The organism is Janthinobacterium sp. C22, from assembly GCF_057919405.1.
In genome coordinates, this window is record NZ_CP193659.1 from 5,137,172 (window position 1) to 5,156,836 (window position 19,665).

Consider the following 19,665-nt stretch of genomic DNA (forward strand, 5'->3'; position numbering starts at 1 on the left):
GTGCGTTTTCCTATCTTTATCTATCGGTATTACGAAAAAATGGACTCGTCGGCCAGCTGGCGAGAGGAACGGATCAGGGCGGCGACATCGAGAATCAGCGACACGCCGCCATCGCCCAGGATGGTGGCGCCGGAAATGCCCACCACCTTGCGGTAATTCGATTCGAGGTTTTTCACCACGACCTGCTGCTGCCCCACCAGGTCGTCGACAAACAGGGCCGCCTTGCGCCCTTCCGTCTCGAGGATCACGCAGATGCCTTCCGAGGGACTGGTAAAGCGCGGCGCGATGTCGAACATCTGGTACAGCGGGATCAAGGGCAGATATTCGCCGCGCACTTTCACCACCTGCCCCTTGCCGCTGATGTCCTTGATGTCCTCAACGGCCGGCTGCAGGGATTCGATGACAAAACCCAGCGGTAAAATATACACTTCGTCGCCGACGCGGATCGACATGCCGTCCAGGATGGCCAGGGTCAGCGGCAGCGAAATGGAAATCGTCGTGCCGAAACCCTTGGCCGAACGGATGTCGACGACGCCGCCCATGGCGCTGATATTGCGCTTGACGACATCCATGCCCACGCCGCGGCCCGACACGTCGGTGACGGCTTCGGCGGTGGAAAAGCCGGGCGCGAAAATCAGCTGCCACACTTCGGCGTCGCTCATCGACTCTGACACGTCCAGGCCCTGCTGCGCGGCCTTGGCCAGGATGCGCTCGCGGTTCAGTCCCGCGCCGTCATCGGACACTTCGATGATGATGTTGCCGCCCTGGTGGCTGGCCGAGAGGAACAGACGTCCCGCCTCGGTCTTGCCGGCTGCCACGCGGGCGGCCGGCATTTCCACGCCATGGTCGATGCTGTTGCGCACCAGGTGCGTGAGCGGATCGACGATGCGCTCGATGAGACCCTTGTCCAGTTCCGTGGCGGCGCCATTCGTGATGAAATCGACCTTCTTGCCCAACTTGGTGGCCAGGTCGCGCACCATGCGCGGGAAGCGCGAAAAGACGAAATCCATCGGCATCATGCGGATCGACATCACCGCTTCCTGCAAGTCGCGCGTATTGCGCGTCAGGTGGCTGACGCTGTCGAGCAGTTTTTCATGCAGCATCGGGTCGAGCGCGCTGGCGCGCTGCTCGATCATCGCCTGCGTGATCACCAGCTCGCCCACCAGGTTGATCAGCTGGTCGACTTTCTCGATCGAGACGCGGATCGACGACGATTCGGCGCCGGCCTTGTCGCCCTCTTTCTTGGCCGGTTTCTTTTCCTGCTCCGCTTCGGCCACGGCGCTCGCCACGGCCGGCGCGACGGCGGCGCTGGCGTTGCCCGCCTTGGCGGCGTCGGCGCGGATCTGTTCGAGCGGCTGGAAGAAACCGTAGCCCTGTTCGGCGTCGCTCTGCACGCCGGCGGCGGCGCGGATATCCTCGATCGGCTGGAAGAAGCCGTAGCCGGGGTCCGTCGCGCCCTGTGCTGCAGGCGCGCCTGGCAGCGGGTCGAAGAAACCGTAGCCCTGGGCCTTTTCCTGCGCCGCGCGGGCCGCATCGGCTTCGCCCGGCGCCAGCGGCGGCGCCTGCGTGATCACCATGTCGTCGGGATTGAGCACGAACGAGCAGATGGCCAGGATATCGTCCAGGCTTTCATGCGTCGTCACTTCCAGCACCTTGCGCGCGTCGGGCAGGCTGGATACGGCGACGTCGCCCAGCAAGCCCAGTTCGGCCGCCAGCGCATCGACTTCGCGCGGCTCCATGGCCGGCAGCTCCAGGCGGATGCGATGGCCGCCGGCATGGCTGACGGCGGCCTTTTCCGCCGTATGGAAGGCCGGTGCGACGGGCGTGAGCGCGGCCACCGGCACGTCCTGCGAGAACGACTGCAGCATCATGCGCACGTTGGCCACGGCATCCTGGTCGACGGCGCTGCCCAGACGATGGCCGTCGAGCTGCATCTTGAGGATATCCTTGGCCGCCAAGAAGGCGTCGACGTGTTCCGCCGTCAGGGCCATCTGGCCCTGGCGGATGCGGTCGAGCAGCGACTCGAGGATGTGCGTCACCTCGCTCATGTCGGAGAGGCCGAACGTCGATGCGCCGCCCTTGATCGAGTGGGCGGTGCGGAAAATGGCATTCAGATCTTCGGCGTCGGGCGCCGCAATATCAACGGCCAGCAGCAGCCGTTCTTTTTCAGCCAGCAGTTCTTCGGCCTCATCGAAAAAGACCTGAAAAAACTGGCTAATATCGATGGTCATAGGGTGACTCCGTCAATTGCATCGTTGTGCTGCGCGGCTGGCATCAGCCGATCACCTTCTTGACCACTTCGATCAGGCGTTGCGGATCGAACGGCTTGACCAGCCAGCCATTGGCGCCGGCGGCACGTCCCTTCGATTTCATCTCGTCCGACGACTCCGTCGTCAGCATCAGGATGGGTACCTTCTGGTAGGTCGGCAGTTCGCGCAGCAGCTTGATCAGCTCCAGGCCATCCATGCGCGGCATGTTCTGGTCCGTCAATACCAGGTCCACGGTTTGCAGCTTGGCTTTTTCCAGTCCATCCTGACCGTCGACGGCCTCCACCACCTGGTAACCGGCGGCTTTCAGGCTGAACGCCACCATCTGGCGCAATGAGCTGGAATCGTCCACTGCAAGTATCGTTTTGGCCATCTTTGCTCCCACTTATTCCGGGCATCCTGCCCGAGTATTTGATTAATCAATCCATGCAACCACAAGCGCTCCGCACTGGCATGCTAGAACAGCTCGATGTCGCCGCTTTCCAAATGCTGTTGACTGACAGCCTTGCGCAGCACGCTGCGCAACTCCAGGCTTTGAATCGCCAGCGCCATGCTGACCCGCCCCAGCAAGGCGACAATTTCTTCATTGTCGCTCTCCGGCAACATCTCCGCGCCATGCTCGCCCAGGGTCCCGAGGAACTCGCGCAAGCCCGTCACGCGCTTCAAGGTGCGCTCGATCAGCTGGCTGGTCATGTCCTGGAACTGCAGGCTGGTGATGGCGGCATTCACATAGCCCCCCACCTCATCCTGCAAGGCCAGCAGTTTTTCCCGCTGCTGCTCGGCAGGAATACCGCCGTCGAGCAGCAAGGCGATCGTGTCTTGCTGCGCAGCGACGGCTGCGTGTATCGCCATGAAATTGAAGGACAGCTTCTCGATCGCCTCTTCCAGCAAGATGCCGGTCTGCACCAGGTCGGTTTCCACCTCCGTCAAGTGCTTGCGGCCATGGTCCGACACGCCAGACAGCAGGCGCTTTACATGCGAGCCAAGTATTTTCTTTCTTGTCATAAAGGTCTCATTGTTTCAATACACCACGCGTCGACAGCCTTGCGTGTTATTTTTTCGCCGCTGCCGGGGCGGGGACTGGCGCCGCCGCGGGCGGCGCGCCGGCCGCCAGCCCGGAAGCGACAGCGGCGGAAGCGGCATCGGTCACCGGCAATTCGATCGCCGCGCCATCGCGCAGGACATTTTCTTCCGTGCGCTTGTTCATGACGATGATGCTGATGCGCCGGTTGATCGGATTGAAGGGATCGAGCTTGTCCAGGTGCGCGGCCGAACCCAGGCCCACCACGCGCAAGACCTTTTCTTCCTTCATGCCGCCGATCACCAGTTCGCGCCGCGACGCATTCGCGCGGTCGGCCGACAATTCCCAGTTGCTGTAGCCGGCATCGCTCATGTAGGGCGTCGAATCCGTATGCCCGGACAGGCCGATGCGGTTCGGCACTTCATTGAGCACGGAGCCGATGGCGTGCAGGATTTCCTTGGTGTACGGTTGCAGGTTCGCATTGGCGAGCGCAAACATCGGACGGTTCTGCTCGTCGACGATCTGGATGCGCAAGCCTTCGCTGGTGATATCGAGCAGCAACTGGTTCTTGTATTTTTTCAGCAGGGGGTTGGCGTCGATGGTCGCTTCGATGCGCGCCTTGAGCGCCTGCAGGCGCTTGCCTTCCTCGCGCTCGAGCGCGGCCTTGGCGGAATTGAGGTCGAACGATTTGCGCTGCTGCTCTTCCTGCGCCTTGCGGACCTGCCCATCCTGACGCGACAGGTCCTGGCCGCCGCCCTGGATCACGGAATTGCTTTCGCCGCTGCCGGAGCCGCCCGCCATGGCCACTTTCAACGGTGTCTTGAAGAATTCGGAAATGCCGTTCAAGTCGCCCTTCGAGGTGGAGCCGAGCAGCCACATCAGCAGGAAGAAGGCCATCATGGCCGTGACAAAGTCGGCGTAGGCGATTTTCCACGCCCCGCCATGGTGCCCGCCAGCCGTCTTCTTGATACGCTTGACGATAATCGGGCGCATGCCTTCATCGGCCATGGCGTCCCCCTTCCGTGTGCTGCAAATGACTCATGGTGTCCAGGCGTATATTCACTGCTTACTTCGTTTTCGATTTCTTGATGTGGTCTTCCAGCTCATTGAACGTCGGGCGCTCGGTCGAGAACAGCACCTTGCGGCCGAACTCCACGGCCAGCGCCGGCGCATAGCCGTTCAGGCTGGCCAGCAGGGTCACTTTCACGCACTGGAACATCTTGCTCGACTCTTCCAGCTTCTGCTCCAGCAGGCTGGCCAGCGGGCCGACGAAACCATAGGCCAGCAAGATGCCGAGGAAGGTGCCGACCAGCGCGTGCGCGATCAGCATGCCCAGCTCGGCCGGCGGTATGCCCACCGATTCCATCGTGTGCACCACGCCCATCACGGCGGCGACGATACCGAACGCGGGCAAGCCGTCGCCCACCTTGGCGATCACGTGGGCCGGCACGGCGCCTTCATGATGGTGCGTCTCGATTTCGTTGTCCATCAGGTTTTCGATCTGGAACGCATCCATATTGCCCGACACCATCAGGCGCAGGTAATCGGTCATGAATTCGACGATGTGATGGTCGGCCAGCACGGCCGGGTATTTGGAAAACAGCGGGCTCTCTTCCGGCTTGTCGATATCGCCTTCGATCGACATCAAGCCTTCCTTGCGCACCTTGCTGAGCACTTCGAACAACAGCGACATCAGTTCCATGTACAGCTCTTTGGTATAGCGCGAGCCCTTGAACAGGCTGGGCAAGGCGGCGATCGTCGCCTTGATGGCCTTGTTATTGTTACCAACAAGGAAGGCGCCCAGGGCGGCGCCGCCGATCATCAGCAACTCCAGCGGCTGGAACAGCGCCGCCAGATGGCCGCCGGCCATTGCGAAGCCGCCAAAGACCGAGGCGCAGACGATGATGTATCCGATTATGACTAACAAGTGCCCTGACTCCCAATAATGGCCGAGGCTGTGCGCCCGGCATGTTCAAACCTGTTTCCGTCTTCTGGCGGCTGCGCCGCCGGCAAGGACAGCGGCAAAAAAGTAACCGGAAGTTAATTGAAATGTGCTGCTTTTCAATGCAATTCCGAGAAAATGCCGTGTGGAACTACAATAACGTGAGATTGCCCTCCGGGCAAGCAAATAACGCAGACAATTGCTTAAAAGCACCATATGTAAAGCAAAGGGCCACCCTCTGTGGCGGCGATGGTCTTATCGGGCTCGCGCGCGGCGATCCGGAATTCGTAACTAATAAGCATGCTACCGGGCAACATCTCCCTTTCCGCCTTGATCCACAGGGCCGCCATCGCCGCCGGCGACAGGTAGGCAAACACGGCATCGTAGCGGCCGAAGTCGAGTCCTTCGTAGTCGCCGCGCAGGAAGCGCGCGCGGCTACCCGCCAGCCGCGCGCGCAAGCGGCTGGCCAGCCACGGCAGCGGCGCCAGTTCGATGCCGGAAAACTGCCCGTCGGGCCGGCGCCGCGCCAGGTCCAGCACCAGGCCGCCCAGGCCGCTGCCGATATCGACCAGCCGCACGCCGGGCCGGTCCGCGATCAGCTCGGCCACCGCCTGCCACACCTTCGGCCCCGACGGATAAAACGGCACTTGCGTACGGAATGTGGACCAGTACAGGCTCAACAGGAAAACGAACGCCGCCAGGAATACGCCCGGAGGCAAATCGAGCAGGCTGGCGCCCAGCAAGGCGGGCGCAAACAGCAGGCCGATGGCGCACCACCAGCGCGCCAGACCCGCGCGCCAGGTAAGAAGCGCCGCCAGCACGCCCTGCACCAGCGCCACGGCCGGCAGCGGCATGGTCGCGCCGGCGCGCGCCAGGCCATATACCGATAGCAACATCAAGGGAAAGGCCAGCGCCTGGATCAGGATCGCCTTGAGCGCGGGTGCGCGCAGGATTTGTTGCAGCATGGGACAGCCATCGGAGGAAAACGCCAGTGTAAGCGAAAGCACCATGAAAAAACCGGAGTCCGGTCTGGCGACCGCTCCGGTTTTCACTGAGGCTATTCTTGAAGCAGGATCAGGCGACGACGCCGGGCGGCGCGACAGCGGCCGCCTCATCGCGCGCCTTCTTGGTCTTGCCGGCGCGCGAAGGCATGTGGCACAGGCCGCACACATAATCGGCGTTCAGGTCGAGGCAGTTGACGACAAACTTGCCGCCGCACTTGCCGCAGGGCGCCATGTCCAGCATCTTGCTGCTGAAAAAGCGCACCAGGGTCCAGGCCCGCGTCAGCGACAGCAGCGGTTCTTCGCCCGCTTCGGGCGGCATCTGCTCCAGATACAGCTTATACGCCTTCATCACGGCTTCGATGCCGGTGGCGCCCGCGTGGTCGATGAGGAATTTGTGGATGTTGATGAACAGCGAGGAATGGATATTCGGTTGCCAGGTGAGGAACCAGTCGGTGGAAAACGGCAGCATGCCCTTGGGCGGCGAGACGCCCTTCAATTCCTTGTACAGATTCAGCAGGCGTTCGCGCGACAGCGAGACTTCCGTCTCCAGCAGTTGCAGGCGTGCGCCCAGCTGTATCAATTCGATGGCCAACTGGATTTCCTGCGCTTCCGATACGACACTTTTCTTGGCCATGCTGTGTGCTCCGCGACTGACTGATACTGACTAACTGATACTGACTAAAAGATTGCCGGCAAAAAGTTCAGGGCAAGGCGCGTTGCCGAAGACAGTACGAATGTACGGCGAGGCAATGCAACGCAGCCATGGACGTTTTGATGGGAACCTTAAGCGATTTCTTCGACGCCCTGGCCGGCCATCAGGATGGCAGCGTGCGACTGGGCCAGCGAGCGGTCTTTATTGTAGTTCGTCAGCATGCCCAGGATGGCGCTGTCGTCGAAGCGGAAGCGGGCCAGCATCATGTTGCCGCCAGCGAGCTTCAGGATCTGCGCATTGCTCATGCCTTCGATCAATTCGGCGATGTCGGCGGCAATGCCCAAACGGAAGATGGCCGTTACCTTGTCCGCACGAATCATTTGCTGCGCCAGCATCAGGTAGCTCAGGTTAGCGTCGCGAATCTCAGCCATCATGTCGTTAGCAGTCATTTCCATCTCCTCAATCCGTTGAATTCAGCCAGCATTGTTTGTTGCCAGTGAGATACATTCTGCAGGAGCAACATTAAACGCAACAGAGGCGCAGCGCTGTATTTTTGGTCGGGGAATGGCGGATGGGACCGTAGGTGTTTGTCTGACAAACACTGCTCGATCATGGTCGCACGCCAGTAACGGCGCGGATGTGGGTGCTTGGCTCTGCGACGGATTTACCCGACTTTTGGCCTGTAAAAAATATCACTTTTTTACAACAACTTGATCAGAATCAAGCCTGTCTACCTAGATAACGGCTGCCTTGGCAGGAACTTTAGGGCTTTTTTGAAAAATATTTCAAAAACCCGCATTCTTTTTCGGCCGGTTTGACACCGTTCATGTAATCGTTGACGGCGGCGCCTGGCAAAACTTTAGGGCGATTTGAAAATATTTTTAAAAATCGTGATTTTTTTCGTTGACGCCCCGCAGCCAGGCACTTTTCGCGCTGCAGCCAGGCTGGAAATTCCGCTTTCCGGCGTGGATTTGCTACACTGCCTGCTTCCGCACAATACTTTAAGCTTCAAGCAATATCGTGCCATTGAGACAAGTATCAACATGAAAGCCACCATGATTTCTCGACATGACTGCAGCGCGCGCGACCTCGACGATCCCCTGACGCCCCTGCGCCAGCAATTCGATTTGCCGCAAGGCGTGATTTACCTCGACGGCAATTCCCTGGGCGCGCGGCCGAAAGCGGCGCTGGCCCGCGCCCAGCACGTCATCACGGCCGAATGGGGCACGGACCTGATCCGCAGCTGGAATACGGCCGGCTGGTTCGACCTGCCCAAGCGCCTGGGCGACCGCCTGGCGCCGCTGCTGGGCGCCGGCACGGGCGAAGTGGTGATCACCGACACCACCTCCGTCAACCTGTTCAAGGCGCTGGCCGCCGCCCTGCAGATGCAGGCCGGCGATCCCGCGCAGGCCGCGCGGCGCGTCATCGTCAGCGAACGCAGCAACTTCCCCACCGACCTGTACATGGCACAAGGCCTGGCCGCCTGGCTCGACCGGGGCTACCAGCTGCGCCTGGTCGACAGCCCGGACGAACTGGCGCAAGCCATCGATGCCGATTGCGCCGTCGCCATGCTCACGCACGTGAACTACCGCACCGGCTACCAGCACGACATGGCCGCCATCAGCAGCCATTGCCACGCGCAGGGCGCGCTGGCGCTGTGGGACCTGGCCCATTCGGCCGGCGCCGTGCCGCTGGACCTGAACGGCGCCGGCGCCGACCTGGCCGTCGGCTGCACCTATAAATACCTGAACGGCGGCCCCGGCTCGCCCGCCTTCATCTGGGTGCCGGCAAAACACCAGGCGCGCTTCCGCCAGCCGCTGTCCGGCTGGTGGGGACACGCCACGCCGTTCGCCATGGACCCGGGCTTCGCGCCTGCCGACGGCATCGCCCGCGCTCTGTGCGGCACGCAGCCGATCGTCTCGCTGGCCCTGGTCGAATGCGGCCTCGATATCTTTGCGCAAACCAGCATGGAAGCCATCCGCCGCAAGTCGCTGGCCCTGACGGATCTGTTCATCGCGCTGGTGGAACAGCGCTGCGCCAGCCATCCGCTGGGCCTCGTCACGCCGCGCGAGCATGCGCGGCGCGGCAGCCAGGTCAGCTTCACGCACCCGCACGGTTATGCCGTGATGCAGGCGCTGATCGCGCGCGGCGTGATCGGCGACTACCGCGAGCCGGCCATCATGCGCTTCGGCTTCACGCCCCTGTACACGAGTTTTGCCGAGGTGTGGGATGCCGTGGAAATCCTGCGCGACATCCTCGACACACTAGCCTACGACATCGCCGCCAAGCGCGATGCCGTCACCTGACCCATCCCATGAGCGACGACAAGAATATGAACAAGGAAAACACCAGCGGCTGCCCCATGCATGCCGGCGGCCAGGATGCGCAGTGGCATGGCGCGCAGATGGACTTCAGCGAATCGATGAGCTACGGCAACTACCTGGCGCTGGACCGCATCCTGACGGCCCAGCATCCGCTCTCCCCCAACCACAACGAGATGCTGTTCATCGTGCAGCACCAGACGAGCGAATTGTGGATGAAGCTGATGCTGCACGAAATGCACGCCGTGCGCGCCAACCTGCAAAGCGGCGACCTGGCGCCCGCGTTTAAAATGCTGGCCCGCGTGGCGCGCATCATGGACCAGCTGGTCCATGCGTGGGACGTGCTGGCCACCATGACGCCGCCCGAATACACGGCCATCCGCCCCTACCTGGGCGCCTCGTCCGGCTTCCAGTCCTTCCAGTACCGCGAGATCGAATTCATTTTGGGGAACAAGAACGCGGCCCTGCTCAACGTGCATACGACGGCTCCCGACACCTACAAGGTGCTCGACGCCGCCCTGCGCGCGCCGTCCGTCTACGACGAAGCCATCAAGCTGCTGGCGCGCAGCGGCCTGCCCATCGCCCCCGAACGCCTGGACGCCGACTGGACCCTGCCGACCGCCTCCGACGCCTCCGTCAAGGCGGCGTGGCTGGAAGTCTACCGCGACCCGTCGAAACACTGGGCCCTGTACGAGCTGGCAGAAAAGCTGGTCGACCTGGAAACGGCCTTCCGCTTCTGGCGCTTCCGCCACGTGACGACGGTCGAGCGCATCATCGGCTTCAAGACGGGCACGGGCGGCACGGCGGGCGTCAGCTATTTGCGCAAGATGCTCGACGTGGTATTGTTCCCGGAGTTGTTCGCCCTGCGCACGGAGTTATAACTTAAGGAGCATCGATGTCGCCTCTCGTCCTGACCCTGGCCGGCCTGTGGAATTCCGGGCCGCAGCACTGGCAAACCCATTGGGAGGCGCGCCACCCGCAATGGTCGCGCGTGCAGCACGGGGAATGGCAGACGCCGGACAAGGACGAATGGGTGGCGGAGCTCGACCGTGCCATCGCCGCCTGCGAGCGAGCGCCCGTGCTGGCGGCGCACAGCCTGGCCTGCACGCTGGTGGCCCACTGGGCGGCCAGCGGCTCGCCGCACAGGATCGCCGGCGCCTTCCTCGTCGCCCCCAGCGACGTGGAAGCGCCCTCCTACCCCGCCGGCACGACGGGCTTTGCACCGATGCCGCTGCAAGCCTTGCCGTTTCCCAGCCTGGTGGTGGCCAGCGGCGATGATCCCTACGTCAGCTTCGCGCGGGCGCGCGTTTGCCGCCGCCTGGGGCAGCGATTTCACCATGATCGGCGACGCCGGCCATATCAACGGCGATGCGGGCTACGGGCCCTGGCCGGACGGCGAACAGCTGCTGCTGGACTTCTGCGCCGCGCACCAGCCCTGAACCACAGGCGCGCACACGATACGCGTGCGCGCATTTGCCCACAAGTAAGAACGCAGGCAGAATCGTTGCCTTTCCATTGCGGCGCCCCGGCGCCAGCCTTACGATGAAACGTCCGCTCTTGCCAGTTCTCCTGCCATTGCTGCTTTGCTCCGCCCTCGCCCACGGCGCGCCCTTCTACGAAGGCAAGAGTCTCGCCCATCCCGCCATCAGCGCCTCGCAAGACAGCGGCCTGGACATCGCCTTCATCAAGGAAAAAGACGGCGTCAACGGCTATTACTGCGAGTGCACGAACAGCGCTTCGAAGACCTTCCTGCTCGACCAGTTCGGCAATGCCGTCATCCGCTCCGTCTTCTATGCGTCGCTGGACAAGGAATCGGACACCAGCGTGCAAACCATGCTGGTGCTGTTCCGCCAGGGCGACAGGAACGGCTTGCGCGCCTACCGCTACCACCGCAGCTCCGGCAAGTACCGGCGCCTCGACGGCTTGCAGCCGGCCCTGAACCGCATCGTGGCGCAAAGCGCCGCCCCCAACGCGGGCCAGGTCAAGGCCGCGCTGGCGAAACTGGCGCCGATGGACTACAGCGTCGCGCGCGGCAAGAGCGGCAATGCGGACTTCGACGCCATCGACCATACGCAAGGCAGCATCGTCGGCTACTACAGCGACGAAGGCAAGCCTGTGGCGCCCGGCGGCAAGGACGCCATCACCTACAAGAAAACCTTCCTGAAAAAAGGCGAGCGTTTTCTCACCGCCAGCTACACGCTGTACAGCGATGCAGGCGCCGGCATCCTGCCCAATTACCGCCTGTGGCAAGTGACGTGGGAAACGGCGCCGAAACAGTTCACGGGCAGCGAAGACGGCCCGTCCGTCATCTACAGCCTGGCCTGGGACGACGGTTCGGTGGTCGAGCGGGGCCAGTACGCGAAAGGCAAGCGCCAGGGCCTGTGGGTGCGCGAGGGCATGCACGAAGGCAGCGAAAAGGGGCACTTCGTCGACGGACTGCAAGAAGGCATGTGGTACTTCAATTATCCCAAACAGAGCGAGAGCGGCATGTACCGGGCCGGCAAGCGGGAAGGCCGCTGGACGGTCGTCAACTATGCCGATGAAGAGGAAGTGACGGGCTTCGACACCTACGCGGATGGCCAGCTGAACGGCCCGCACGAACGCCGCATGGGCGGCAAGCTGCGTACGCGCGGCAACTACGTCAACGGCGCGCGCCATGGCGCGTGGATCACGGAAGACGGCGACGGCAGCTTTATCGACGGTTTGCGCGACGGCCCGTGGACGCTCAAGCTCAAGGACAAGGCCACGCAAAGCGTCGCTTTTGTGAAAGGCAAAAAACAGGGTGAGGCCCTGGACACGGATGCGCAAGGCGCGCTGCGCCAGCGCGACCATTACCAGGCGGGCGTGCTCGATGGCAGCCGCACGCGCTATCTGGGCCCGGCCGGCAAGGAATACGTGGTCTACACGGCCACCTACCGCAACGGCCAGCTCGATGGGCGGGAACAGGCGTTCGACGACAGCGGCAATATCCTGCGCCTCGACACCTTGTGGGACAACGGCAAGAAGCAGGGCCTCGATGCGCGCTACTACCCGAACGGCAAGCCGGAACGCCTGGCCGTCATCGACCAGGGACGCCTGCTCACGCACCTGCGCGAATACTATGAGGACGGCCAGCTGCTCAACGACATCCACCGCTGTACCTTCAAGGAGTACGGCAGCACGCGCGACGACGTGTGCGAGTACCACCACATGTACTACCCGGACGGCAAGCCGCAGTACTATTACGCCTTCCAGTACGGCCAGCGCCAGGAAGGCTATTCGAACTACCCGAACGGCAAGCGCAAGGATGAACTGCTGGTCGACCGCGCCGCCGACACTTCCGTCGTCAACGCGTATTACGAAAGCGGCCAGCTCAAATGTACGGAGCCGCGCAGCGGCCACAGCACGCGCACGGTGAACGGCGAAACCATGATCAGCTACGCTTCGGCCGACCGCGATGGCGACAATATCTGCTACCACCCGAATGGCAAGGTGGCCAGCATCTACACCTTCCGCAAGCGCATGCTCGTCGAATGCGGCAAGCGCTACGACGACACGGGCAAGCAGACGTTCCCGGGGCCGGAAGGCTGCCCCCCAGGAAGGTCGACTACCCGATAGGACTGTGACGATGACGCAAACAAGACAGCCGCAGCGCATCCAGAATCCCGAGCGCATCGATGCCGGGGCGATCCGCGCCGCCATCGCGGGCGGCCAAGAGGTGCTGGTGCAGTTCAATACCCTGGCCGAGCCGGCGCCGCTGCTGGCCGACCTCGACGCCCTGGCCGCCACTTGCGGCACGGCGCTGACCATCCGCATCTACGGCTACGACCCGAGGGTGTTCGATGCCCGCATCCTGCGCGCGCTGCCGCATGTGGCCAGCCTGTCCATCGATTGCCACCGGCAAGCCATCCACCTGGAAGCGCTGGGCGAACTGCGGCACCTGAAGCGCCTGAGCCTGGGCGTGTACGAGCTGGCGCAAGGCGACATCCTGCAACTGGACAATTTGCGCGCCCTCGAACACCTGCATCTGGGCGAGTCGGCCAGGAACAATATCGACCTGGCGCCCCTGCGCCAGTATGCGCACCTGACCTGCCTGACCATCGAAGGCCACCACCAGCACATCGAGACCCTGGCCAGCCTGCCGGCGCTGCACGAGCTGTCGCTGTACCGCATCAAGAACAAGGTGGCGCTCGATTTCATCTCGGAGATGAGCCGCCTGGACAAGCTGCTGTTGCAGCTGGGCGGCCGCGCATCGCTTGCACACATCGAGGCGCCGCTATTGAGGAAACTGGAAGTGATACGCGTGCGTGGTCTGGAAACGCTGGGCGATATCGGCCGTTTCCCGCTGTTGCAGGCGCTATGGGTGGAAGACCAGATCAAGCTGCGGCAGATCGCGCTGGGGCCCAATTCCGTGCTCGAGCGCCTGAATCTGCACACCTGCAAGACGCTCGACAGCCTGCCCGGCCTCGCCGCCTTGCCCGCCCTGCGCCAGCTGTCGGCGTCGGAAACCCTGCTCGACGTGGACGCACTGCTGCAGGATCTGCCCGCGTCGCTGACGCACGTGCGCCTGCGCACCGGCAGGAAAACACGCGACGACGCCATCGCCGCGCAGCTGGCGGAGCATGGCTACGACACGCCCCGCCCGTAAGCAGCATTCCATTCCCCCTCCGGAACCCGCCCATGTACCAGCCACCCGTGCAGGAACGCATCCATCAACCGGCCCACATCGATGCCGCCGCCATCCGCGCGTGCATAGACCAGGGCGAACAGGTGGTCATTCAATTCACGCAGGACCGCCTGCCGGCGCCGCTGCTGGCCAGCCTCGATGCGCTGGCCTCCACTTGCGGAACGGCGCTGGAGATCCGCTTCTTTGGCGCCAGCACCCGGCCTTTCGACGCCCGCGTGCTGCGCGCGCTGCCGCATGCCGTCAACCTGTCGCTCGACTGCCACATGCGCGCCATCCACCTGGAGCAGCTGGGCGGCCTGAGCCACTTGAAGCGCCTGTGCCTGGGCGTGCATCACCTGGCCGAAGGCGACATCCTGGCGCTGGACAACCTGCGCGGCCTGGAATCCCTGAGCCTGGAGCCAACGGCCAGGGCGCATATCGACCTGGCGCCGCTGCGGCACTGGAAGCGGCTGACGCAGCTGCATACTGCCGGCCACGCGAAAAACATCGAGGCGATCACCGCCGTGCCAACGCTGGCAAAGTTAACGCTGGCGCAGATCAAAAGCAAGGATGACGTGGACTTCATCGGCGCCATGCCGGCGCTGGAGCGGCTGTGCTTTATCCTGGGAGGGCGGACATCGATCGCCCACGTCACGGCGCCGCGGCTGCGGGAGCTTGAAGTGGCGCGCGTGCGCGGACTGGAAGACCTGGGCGACATCGGCCGCTTTCCGCAACTGGAGCGGCTGTCGGTGGAAGACCAGAGTCAGGTGAAGGAAGTACGGCTGGGCGCCAACCCGGCGCTGGCATGGCTGGTTCTGCGCAATTGCAAGGCCATCGAGCACCTGAGCGGCCTCGCGGGCTTGCCTGCGCTACAGGCGCTGGCCGTGCACATGACGCGGCTCGATATCGATGCGCTGCTGGCCGCGACCATGCCGGCCGCATTAAAGCAGCTGAGTTTTTCGACGGGAGCAAAAAAGCGCGACGACGCAATCCGCGCGCAATTGACGCAACTCGGTTACGCCATGGCGCTCTACTACTGACAACAGCTCTGACAGCAACGCTAAAATCAGCGGCTGGCCGCCAGCCTGCGCTGCCACAGCGCCACATCGATCATCACGCCATCCGCGCCCGTGTTGCGGATGTAGACGCGGTAGCTGCCCTGTCCCATGTCGCCATCGAGGTAGGCCGTGCGCTCGTTGCGCTGCAGCCTGGCGCCCTTGGCCAGCTGGCGGTAGCGCTCGACCACCGTGTCGAAACTGGCATAGCTGCGCAGCGCCACTTCCAGGTCGCGCGGCGGGCGGCCTTCGGCATGGTCCAGCACATTGGTCTGTTTCTTGCCCTTGAGCGTGAGCGGATAGGCAAACACGCCGGCGCCGGCCGACGTCAGCACCGTCGATTTATCGAGCAGCAACGGCAGCAGCGCCGGCGGATAGGCGGGTGGCAGCTGGGCGCGGTTCCAGCCCGGCAGGGCCGGCTGCGCCAGCACGTATTCGACGCTGGCGATCTTCTGCCCATCGGCGCCCGCTTCCTTGTCGCCCGCGATCAGCGCCAGCATGGGCGGCAATTGCCGGGCCCAGGCCAGCAAGGGCGCCGCATCCCCGACCAGCATGCCCTTGCGGTGGAATACCGTCAGCACGGCATTCGGATCGGGATTGCAGACTTTCGCCAGCGGCTGGCCCTCCAGGCGGCAATGTCCGTTGACCAGGCCAAAGGCGATGATGACGCCGCGCTTGTCGAGCAGCATGGCGCCCCGTTCGCGCCCCTGCTTGCGGTCATTCATCGACGCCAGCAACTGGCGGCCATCGGCCAGCACGGTGCGCGTGGCGTCGCGCTTTTCGCTGATCGCCTCGAGCGCCTGCGCCAGCAGCAGTTCATCGTCCTCCGTGTAGCTGCCGCGCGCGTAGCCGAAGAAATCGAACAGGGCCGCGCGCACTTGCGGATCTTCGCTCAGGCGCGGCAAGGGGCCGCGGGCCAGCAGGGCGGACAGGCTTTTCCCGGCCGGCGCCGAGGGCGCCGCCGTGGCGCGGGCGGGCTGGGAAAGGACGCAGGCCGCTGCCAGCAAGGCGCCGCCCAGGGTACGGTAATTCGAAAAGATGATATGCATGATTCTGTCTGTCGGGGGATTTGGCCGCCACCAGCGGCCGCTGGCCACGCATGGCGCGCCGGCGATTCTAGCATGGCGCCAGCGCCCATGCCGTGCGGCAGGCGGACGGCGCGCGCATCGGCGGGCTGGTATGATGGCCGCGATGACGATCCCCTCCCCTGCCCCGACACTGCTTGTCCTCCTGCCCGGCATGGATGGCACGGCACGGCTGTTCCACCGCTTTGACGCCGCCGTGCGTGCGCGAACCGCCATCGACACCCAGGCCATCGCCTACCCGGCCGCGCCGTTGGACTATGCGGCGCTGGAAGCGTTCGTGCGCGCGCGCTTGCCGCAGGGCCGGCCGTTCGTCGTGCTGGCCGAATCGTTTTCGGGTCCGCTGGGGACTGCTTTGCGCGCCGATCCGCCGCCCGGCATGCGCGCCCTGGTCCTGTGCTGTTCGTTCGTGCGCAATCCGCGCCCGATGCTGGCGCCGCTGCGCCACCTGCTCGGCCTGGTGCCCTTTGGCGCCCTGCCCGGCTTCGCCCTGCGCCAGGCGCTGCTCGCGCCATGCGCCACGCCGGAGTTGCAGGCCGAACTGGCCGCGGCGCTGGCGCAAGTGCCGCCCAGCGTGCTGCGCCAGCGCCTGCGCGCCGTGATCGATGCCGACGCCACGCAGGCGTTTGTGCGCGGCAGCCTGCCCGTGCTGTATCTGCGTGGCCGCCACGACCGCCTGGTGCCGCCGGCGAACGCCGTGCAGATACTGCGGCAGGCAGCGGGCGCGCAACTGGTCGACATCGCCGCGCCGCACATGCTGCTGCAGGCGGCGCCGGAAGCGGCCGCCGATGCGGTGGCCGCTTTTATTACAAGCCTGTCAGCCCCGCAAATACCCGCTTAAGCGCGCGCTGGCCAGCACGGCCAGCCAGCTCAAGCCGCCCGACAGCACGCTGAAGTAGATGGCCCGCAGTGGATGCTGGGGCAGCAGATACGCCAGCACGGCCGCGCCCAGCACGGCGCACAGCAGCGGTTTCACCCTGCCGGGCGGCAGCAGCGCCAGCAGCAGATTCGTGCCCGCATACACATAAAACACCAGCAGCAGGGCCAGGCCGCCGGCCACGCCGCGCGAGCCGAGGCTGCCGAACAGCTGCGTGTACAGGTAAAAACCCAGCCAGCTCAATACAATAAACAGCAGGCAGCCCAGCGCGTGCGCGCCCAGGCCCGCCATCAGGCGGATTTTCACGGTTGCTTGAGTACAGGAATGAAGCGGTGGCCGCAGGCATGGCACATGAAGGTACGCGCATATTTATCCTGCAAGGCGGCGGCCTCCTTGTCCCAATTGGCGACGAAGGACGTTTGCGACAAGGCGACGGAGACGACACCCCCTGCCACGAAGATCCAGAACAGGCCATTTGCGCCAGCCTGGTAAAAGATGACGGCGGCGATGACAAAAATGATCACGCCCAACACGATCAGCCCTACCTTCTGGTGGGTCTGCATCGTCGGCCCGGCGGTCTGGCGCGACAACAAGGTCTGGCTGCGCGTATGCGCATGACCGTGGATGAAATCACCATCGATCCTGCCCGAGATATGGGTAGAGGTGCCGGAAATGCCGGAGGCATGCACCATGGAGAGGCGTTGAATGTTGGAACTGTCACATGCCGGGCAATGCGCCATTGCTATTTCCATAAAATAAAATAATCGCGCACTGTAGCATAAAAAAAGCCGGCCCTTTCGTGCAGAAAGGGCCGGCTTGATGACGTTTGCAGCTAAGCGATTACTTCGCCGTATTGAGCAGCAACTCGTTCAGGCGTTTGACGAAACTGGCCGGGTCGGCCAGCGAACCGCCTTCGGCCAGCATGGCCTGGTCGAACAGGATGTTGGCCCAGTCGCCGAACTTGCCGCCTTCCGCGTCCTCGTATTTCAGACGCGTCACCAGCGGGTGGTTCGGGTTGATTTCCAAGATCGGCTTCGATTCCGGCGCGCTCTGGCCCGCCGCCTTCAGCATGCGCAGCAGGTTGCCCGACAATTCGTTTTCATCGGCCACCAGGCAGGCTGGCGAATCGGTCAGGCGGAACGTCACGCGCACGTCCTTGGCCTTGTCGGCCAGCACGGTCTTCATTTTGCCCACCAGGTCGGCGTACGAGGTTTCCGTTTCTTCGTGCTCTTTCTTTTCCGCCTCGTCTTCCAGCGCGCCCAGGTCCAGGCCGCCCTTGGCGACGGAGACCAGTTCCTTGCCTTCGAAATCCTGCAGGAAGGACAGCATCCATTCATCGACGCGGTCCGTCAGCAGCAGCACTTCGACGCCCTTCTTGCGGAAGATTTCCAGGTGCGGGCTGTTTTTCGCTGCGGCGTAGTTGTCGGCCGTGACGTAATAGATCTTGTCCTGGCCTTCCTTCATGCGCGCCACGTAGTCGGCGAACGAAGTGATTTGCCCGTCGCTGTCGTTGGCCGTCGAGGCAAAGCGCAGCAGCTTGGCCAGGCGCTCCTTGTTGGCCGCGTCTTCGCCGATGCCTTCCTTCAGCACCTGGCCGAATTCCTTCCAGAAGACGGCGTACTTGTCCTTCTTGTCCTGCTCGTCCGCGTTCGCCAGTTCTTCCAGCATGCCCAGCACGCGTTTGGTCGAGCCTTCGCGGATGACCTTGACGTCGCGCGATTCCTGCAGGATTTCACGCGATACGTTCAGCGGCAGATCGGCCGAATCGATCACCCCGCGCACGAAGCGCAGATAGGTCGGCATCAGCTGCTCGGCATCGTCCATGATGAAGACGCGCTTGACGTACAGCTTGATGCCGCCGCGCTTGTTGCGGTCCCACATGTCGAACGGCGCCTTGGCCGGGATGTACAGCAGCTGCGTGTATTCGCTGCGGCCTTCCACGCGGTTGTGCGTGTGCGTCAGCGGCGACTGGAAGTCGTGCGACACGTGCTTGTAGAATTCGTCGTACTGTTCCGGCGTGATGTCGGCCTTGTTGCGGGCCCACAGGGCGCTGGCCTGGTTGACGGTTTCGAAGTCGTCTTTCAGGACGGTTTCTTTTTCTCGTCGTCCCATTCTTCCTTCCGCATCACGATCGGCAGCGAGATATGGTCCGAGTATTTGCGGATGATGGACTTGATCTTCCAGCTCGACAGCAATTCGTCCTCGCCTTCGCGCAGGTGCAGGATGATGTCCGTGCCGCGCGACGGCTTGTCGATCGATTCGATGCTGTAATCGCCTTCGCCGGCCGACTCCCAGCGCACGCCTTCGGAAGCGTCCACGCCGGCGCGGCGCGTTTCGACGGTGATCTTGTCGGCGACGATGAAGCCCGAATAGAAGCCCACGCCGAACTGGCCGATCAGGGCCGCGTCCTGCTGCTGGTCGCCCGACAGCTTGCCGAAGAATTCCTTGGTGCCCGACTTGGCGATGGTGCCCAGGTGCGAGATCGCCTCGTCGCGGGTCATGCCGATGCCGTTGTCGGAAATGGTGATGGTGCGCGCATCCTTGTCGAAGCTGACCTTGATCTTCAATTCGTGATCGTTGCCGTACAGGGCGTCGTTATCGATCGCTTCGAAGCGCAATTTGTCGGCCGCGTCGGACGCGTTCGAGATCAATTCGCGCAGGAAGATTTCCTTGTTTGAGTACAGCGAATGGATCATCAGGTGCAGCATTTGCTTCACTTCGGTCTGAAAACCCAGGGTTTGCTTTTCGGAGACAGCCATTTTTACCTCATAGTCTTGTGGATGGGACGGATTTGATGAA

The 19,665-nt window shown here is 63.3% G+C and carries 17 protein-coding genes and 2 pseudogenes; 7 read left to right on the forward strand and 12 right to left on the reverse strand.

Annotated elements, in window-relative coordinates; translation table 11 throughout:
• Nucleotides 1–29: 29 nt before the first annotated feature.
• The 8 genes from cheA to flhD all read right to left on the reverse strand — a co-directional run bounded on the left by cheA (nt 30) and on the right by flhD (nt 7,335).
• On the reverse strand, nt 30–2,231 hold the full coding sequence (gene cheA, locus ACRHIG_RS24050; RefSeq protein ID WP_489628147.1) for a chemotaxis protein CheA: 2,202 nt from the start codon (nt 2,229–2,231) through the stop codon (nt 30–32).
• Between the two features lie 43 nt (nt 2,232–2,274).
• Entirely contained in the window at nt 2,275–2,640 is a 366-nt protein-coding gene (locus ACRHIG_RS24055; protein WP_034758362.1) for a response regulator, read from the reverse strand.
• A gap of 83 nt (nt 2,641–2,723) precedes the next feature.
• Entirely contained in the window at nt 2,724–3,272 is a 549-nt protein-coding gene (locus tag ACRHIG_RS24060; protein ID WP_034758366.1) for a hypothetical protein, read from the reverse strand.
• Nucleotides 3,273–3,318: 46 nt separating this feature from the next.
• Nucleotides 3,319–4,296 (reverse strand): flagellar motor protein MotB, encoded by a 978-nt coding sequence (gene motB / locus ACRHIG_RS24065; protein WP_475413563.1) that lies wholly within the window; start codon nt 4,294–4,296, stop codon nt 3,319–3,321.
• 58 nt (nt 4,297–4,354) lie between these two features.
• Nucleotides 4,355–5,215, reverse strand: coding sequence for a flagellar motor stator protein MotA (motA, locus tag ACRHIG_RS24070; RefSeq protein ID WP_034758373.1), 861 nt, complete (start codon nt 5,213–5,215; stop codon nt 4,355–4,357).
• Between the two features lie 218 nt (nt 5,216–5,433).
• Complete coding sequence (locus ACRHIG_RS24075) at nt 5,434–6,195, reverse strand: SAM-dependent methyltransferase (protein WP_489628148.1); 762 nt, start codon at nt 6,193–6,195, stop codon at nt 5,434–5,436.
• Between the two features lie 109 nt (nt 6,196–6,304).
• On the reverse strand, nt 6,305–6,868 hold the full coding sequence (gene flhC / locus ACRHIG_RS24080) for a flagellar transcriptional regulator FlhC (RefSeq protein ID WP_152282605.1): 564 nt from the start codon (nt 6,866–6,868) through the stop codon (nt 6,305–6,307).
• 149 nt (nt 6,869–7,017) lie between these two features.
• Nucleotides 7,018–7,335, reverse strand: a complete 318-nt coding sequence (gene flhD / locus ACRHIG_RS24085) for a flagellar transcriptional regulator FlhD (protein ID WP_010396649.1) — start codon at nt 7,333–7,335, stop codon at nt 7,018–7,020.
• Nucleotides 7,336–7,941: 606 nt separating this feature from the next.
• Between flhD and kynU the strand changes: the two genes are divergently transcribed.
• From kynU to ACRHIG_RS24115, 6 genes and pseudogenes are all read left to right on the forward strand, one after another.
• A complete protein-coding gene (kynU, locus tag ACRHIG_RS24090) occupies nt 7,942–9,192 on the forward strand; it encodes a kynureninase (protein ID WP_489630865.1) in 1,251 nt (416 codons plus the stop codon).
• 8 nt (nt 9,193–9,200) lie between these two features.
• Entirely contained in the window at nt 9,201–10,088 is an 888-nt protein-coding gene (kynA, locus tag ACRHIG_RS24095) for a tryptophan 2,3-dioxygenase (RefSeq protein WP_475413566.1), read from the forward strand.
• A 14-nt stretch (nt 10,089–10,102) separates the two neighbouring features.
• Nucleotides 10,103–10,646: pseudogene (locus ACRHIG_RS24100) on the forward strand (RBBP9/YdeN family alpha/beta hydrolase).
• Between the two features lie 103 nt (nt 10,647–10,749).
• Nucleotides 10,750–12,804 carry a hypothetical protein gene (locus tag ACRHIG_RS24105; protein WP_489628149.1) on the forward strand — a complete coding sequence of 685 codons (2,055 nt, stop codon included), beginning with the start codon at nt 10,750–10,752 and terminating at the stop codon, nt 12,802–12,804.
• Nucleotides 12,805–12,814: 10 nt separating this feature from the next.
• The gene (locus ACRHIG_RS24110; RefSeq protein WP_489628150.1) at nt 12,815–13,834 is read left to right on the forward strand and encodes a leucine-rich repeat domain-containing protein; all 1,020 of its coding nucleotides are present in this window, start codon (nt 12,815–12,817) and stop codon (nt 13,832–13,834) included.
• Between the two features lie 32 nt (nt 13,835–13,866).
• A complete protein-coding gene (locus ACRHIG_RS24115; protein ID WP_489628151.1) occupies nt 13,867–14,892 on the forward strand; it encodes a leucine-rich repeat domain-containing protein in 1,026 nt (341 codons plus the stop codon).
• 26 nt (nt 14,893–14,918) lie between these two features.
• On the opposite strand, the gene ACRHIG_RS24120 is transcribed toward ACRHIG_RS24115, so the two are convergent.
• Nucleotides 14,919–15,956: a hypothetical protein gene (locus ACRHIG_RS24120; protein ID WP_489628152.1), complete on the reverse strand. Its 1,038-nt coding sequence runs from the start codon at nt 15,954–15,956 to the stop codon at nt 14,919–14,921.
• Between the two features lie 142 nt (nt 15,957–16,098).
• On the opposite strand from ACRHIG_RS24120, the gene ACRHIG_RS24125 reads away from it, so the two are divergent.
• Nucleotides 16,099–16,830, forward strand: coding sequence for an alpha/beta fold hydrolase (locus tag ACRHIG_RS24125; protein WP_489628153.1), 732 nt, complete (start codon nt 16,099–16,101; stop codon nt 16,828–16,830).
• On the opposite strand, the gene ACRHIG_RS24130 is transcribed toward ACRHIG_RS24125, so the two are convergent.
• From ACRHIG_RS24130 to htpG, 3 genes and pseudogenes are all read right to left on the reverse strand, one after another.
• Complete coding sequence (locus ACRHIG_RS24130; protein ID WP_489628154.1) at nt 16,807–17,172, reverse strand: hypothetical protein; 366 nt, start codon at nt 17,170–17,172, stop codon at nt 16,807–16,809. The genes ACRHIG_RS24125 and ACRHIG_RS24130 overlap by 24 nt on opposite strands.
• Nucleotides 17,169–17,606 (reverse strand): hypothetical protein, encoded by a 438-nt coding sequence (locus ACRHIG_RS24135; RefSeq protein ID WP_489628155.1) that lies wholly within the window; start codon nt 17,604–17,606, stop codon nt 17,169–17,171. The genes ACRHIG_RS24130 and ACRHIG_RS24135 overlap by 4 nt, the downstream gene beginning before the upstream one ends.
• A 100-nt stretch (nt 17,607–17,706) precedes the next feature.
• Nucleotides 17,707–19,625, reverse strand: a pseudogene (gene htpG, locus ACRHIG_RS24140) (molecular chaperone HtpG).
• Nucleotides 19,626–19,665 lie beyond the last annotated feature (40 nt).

Excerpts from the sequence above, each read along its gene's own strand:
- kynA (WP_475413566.1), top strand. The coding sequence starts at position 9,201 with ATGAGCGACGACAAGAATATGAACAAGGAAAACACCAGCGGCTGCCCC.
- ACRHIG_RS24105 (WP_489628149.1), top strand. The coding sequence starts at position 10,750 with ATGAAACGTCCGCTCTTGCCAGTTCTCCTGCCATTGCTGCTTTGCTCC.
- ACRHIG_RS24110 (WP_489628150.1), top strand. The coding sequence starts at position 12,815 with ATGACGCAAACAAGACAGCCGCAGCGCATCCAGAATCCCGAGCGCATC.
- ACRHIG_RS24060 (WP_034758366.1), bottom strand. The coding sequence starts at position 3,272 with ATGACAAGAAAGAAAATACTTGGCTCGCATGTAAAGCGCCTGCTGTCT.
- kynU (WP_489630865.1), top strand. The coding sequence starts at position 7,942 with ATGATTTCTCGACATGACTGCAGCGCGCGCGACCTCGACGATCCCCTG.
- ACRHIG_RS24115 (WP_489628151.1), top strand. The coding sequence starts at position 13,867 with ATGTACCAGCCACCCGTGCAGGAACGCATCCATCAACCGGCCCACATC.
- ACRHIG_RS24075 (WP_489628148.1), bottom strand. The coding sequence starts at position 6,195 with ATGCTGCAACAAATCCTGCGCGCACCCGCGCTCAAGGCGATCCTGATC.
- flhD (WP_010396649.1), bottom strand. The coding sequence starts at position 7,335 with ATGACTGCTAACGACATGATGGCTGAGATTCGCGACGCTAACCTGAGC.
- cheA (WP_489628147.1), bottom strand. The coding sequence starts at position 2,231 with ATGACCATCGATATTAGCCAGTTTTTTCAGGTCTTTTTCGATGAGGCC.
- ACRHIG_RS24135 (WP_489628155.1), bottom strand. The coding sequence starts at position 17,606 with ATGGCGCATTGCCCGGCATGTGACAGTTCCAACATTCAACGCCTCTCC.
- motB (WP_475413563.1), bottom strand. The coding sequence starts at position 4,296 with ATGGCCGATGAAGGCATGCGCCCGATTATCGTCAAGCGTATCAAGAAG.
- ACRHIG_RS24055 (WP_034758362.1), bottom strand. The coding sequence starts at position 2,640 with ATGGCCAAAACGATACTTGCAGTGGACGATTCCAGCTCATTGCGCCAG.
- ACRHIG_RS24125 (WP_489628153.1), top strand. The coding sequence starts at position 16,099 with ATGACGATCCCCTCCCCTGCCCCGACACTGCTTGTCCTCCTGCCCGGC.
- flhC (WP_152282605.1), bottom strand. The coding sequence starts at position 6,868 with ATGGCCAAGAAAAGTGTCGTATCGGAAGCGCAGGAAATCCAGTTGGCC.
- ACRHIG_RS24120 (WP_489628152.1), bottom strand. The coding sequence starts at position 15,956 with ATGCATATCATCTTTTCGAATTACCGTACCCTGGGCGGCGCCTTGCTG.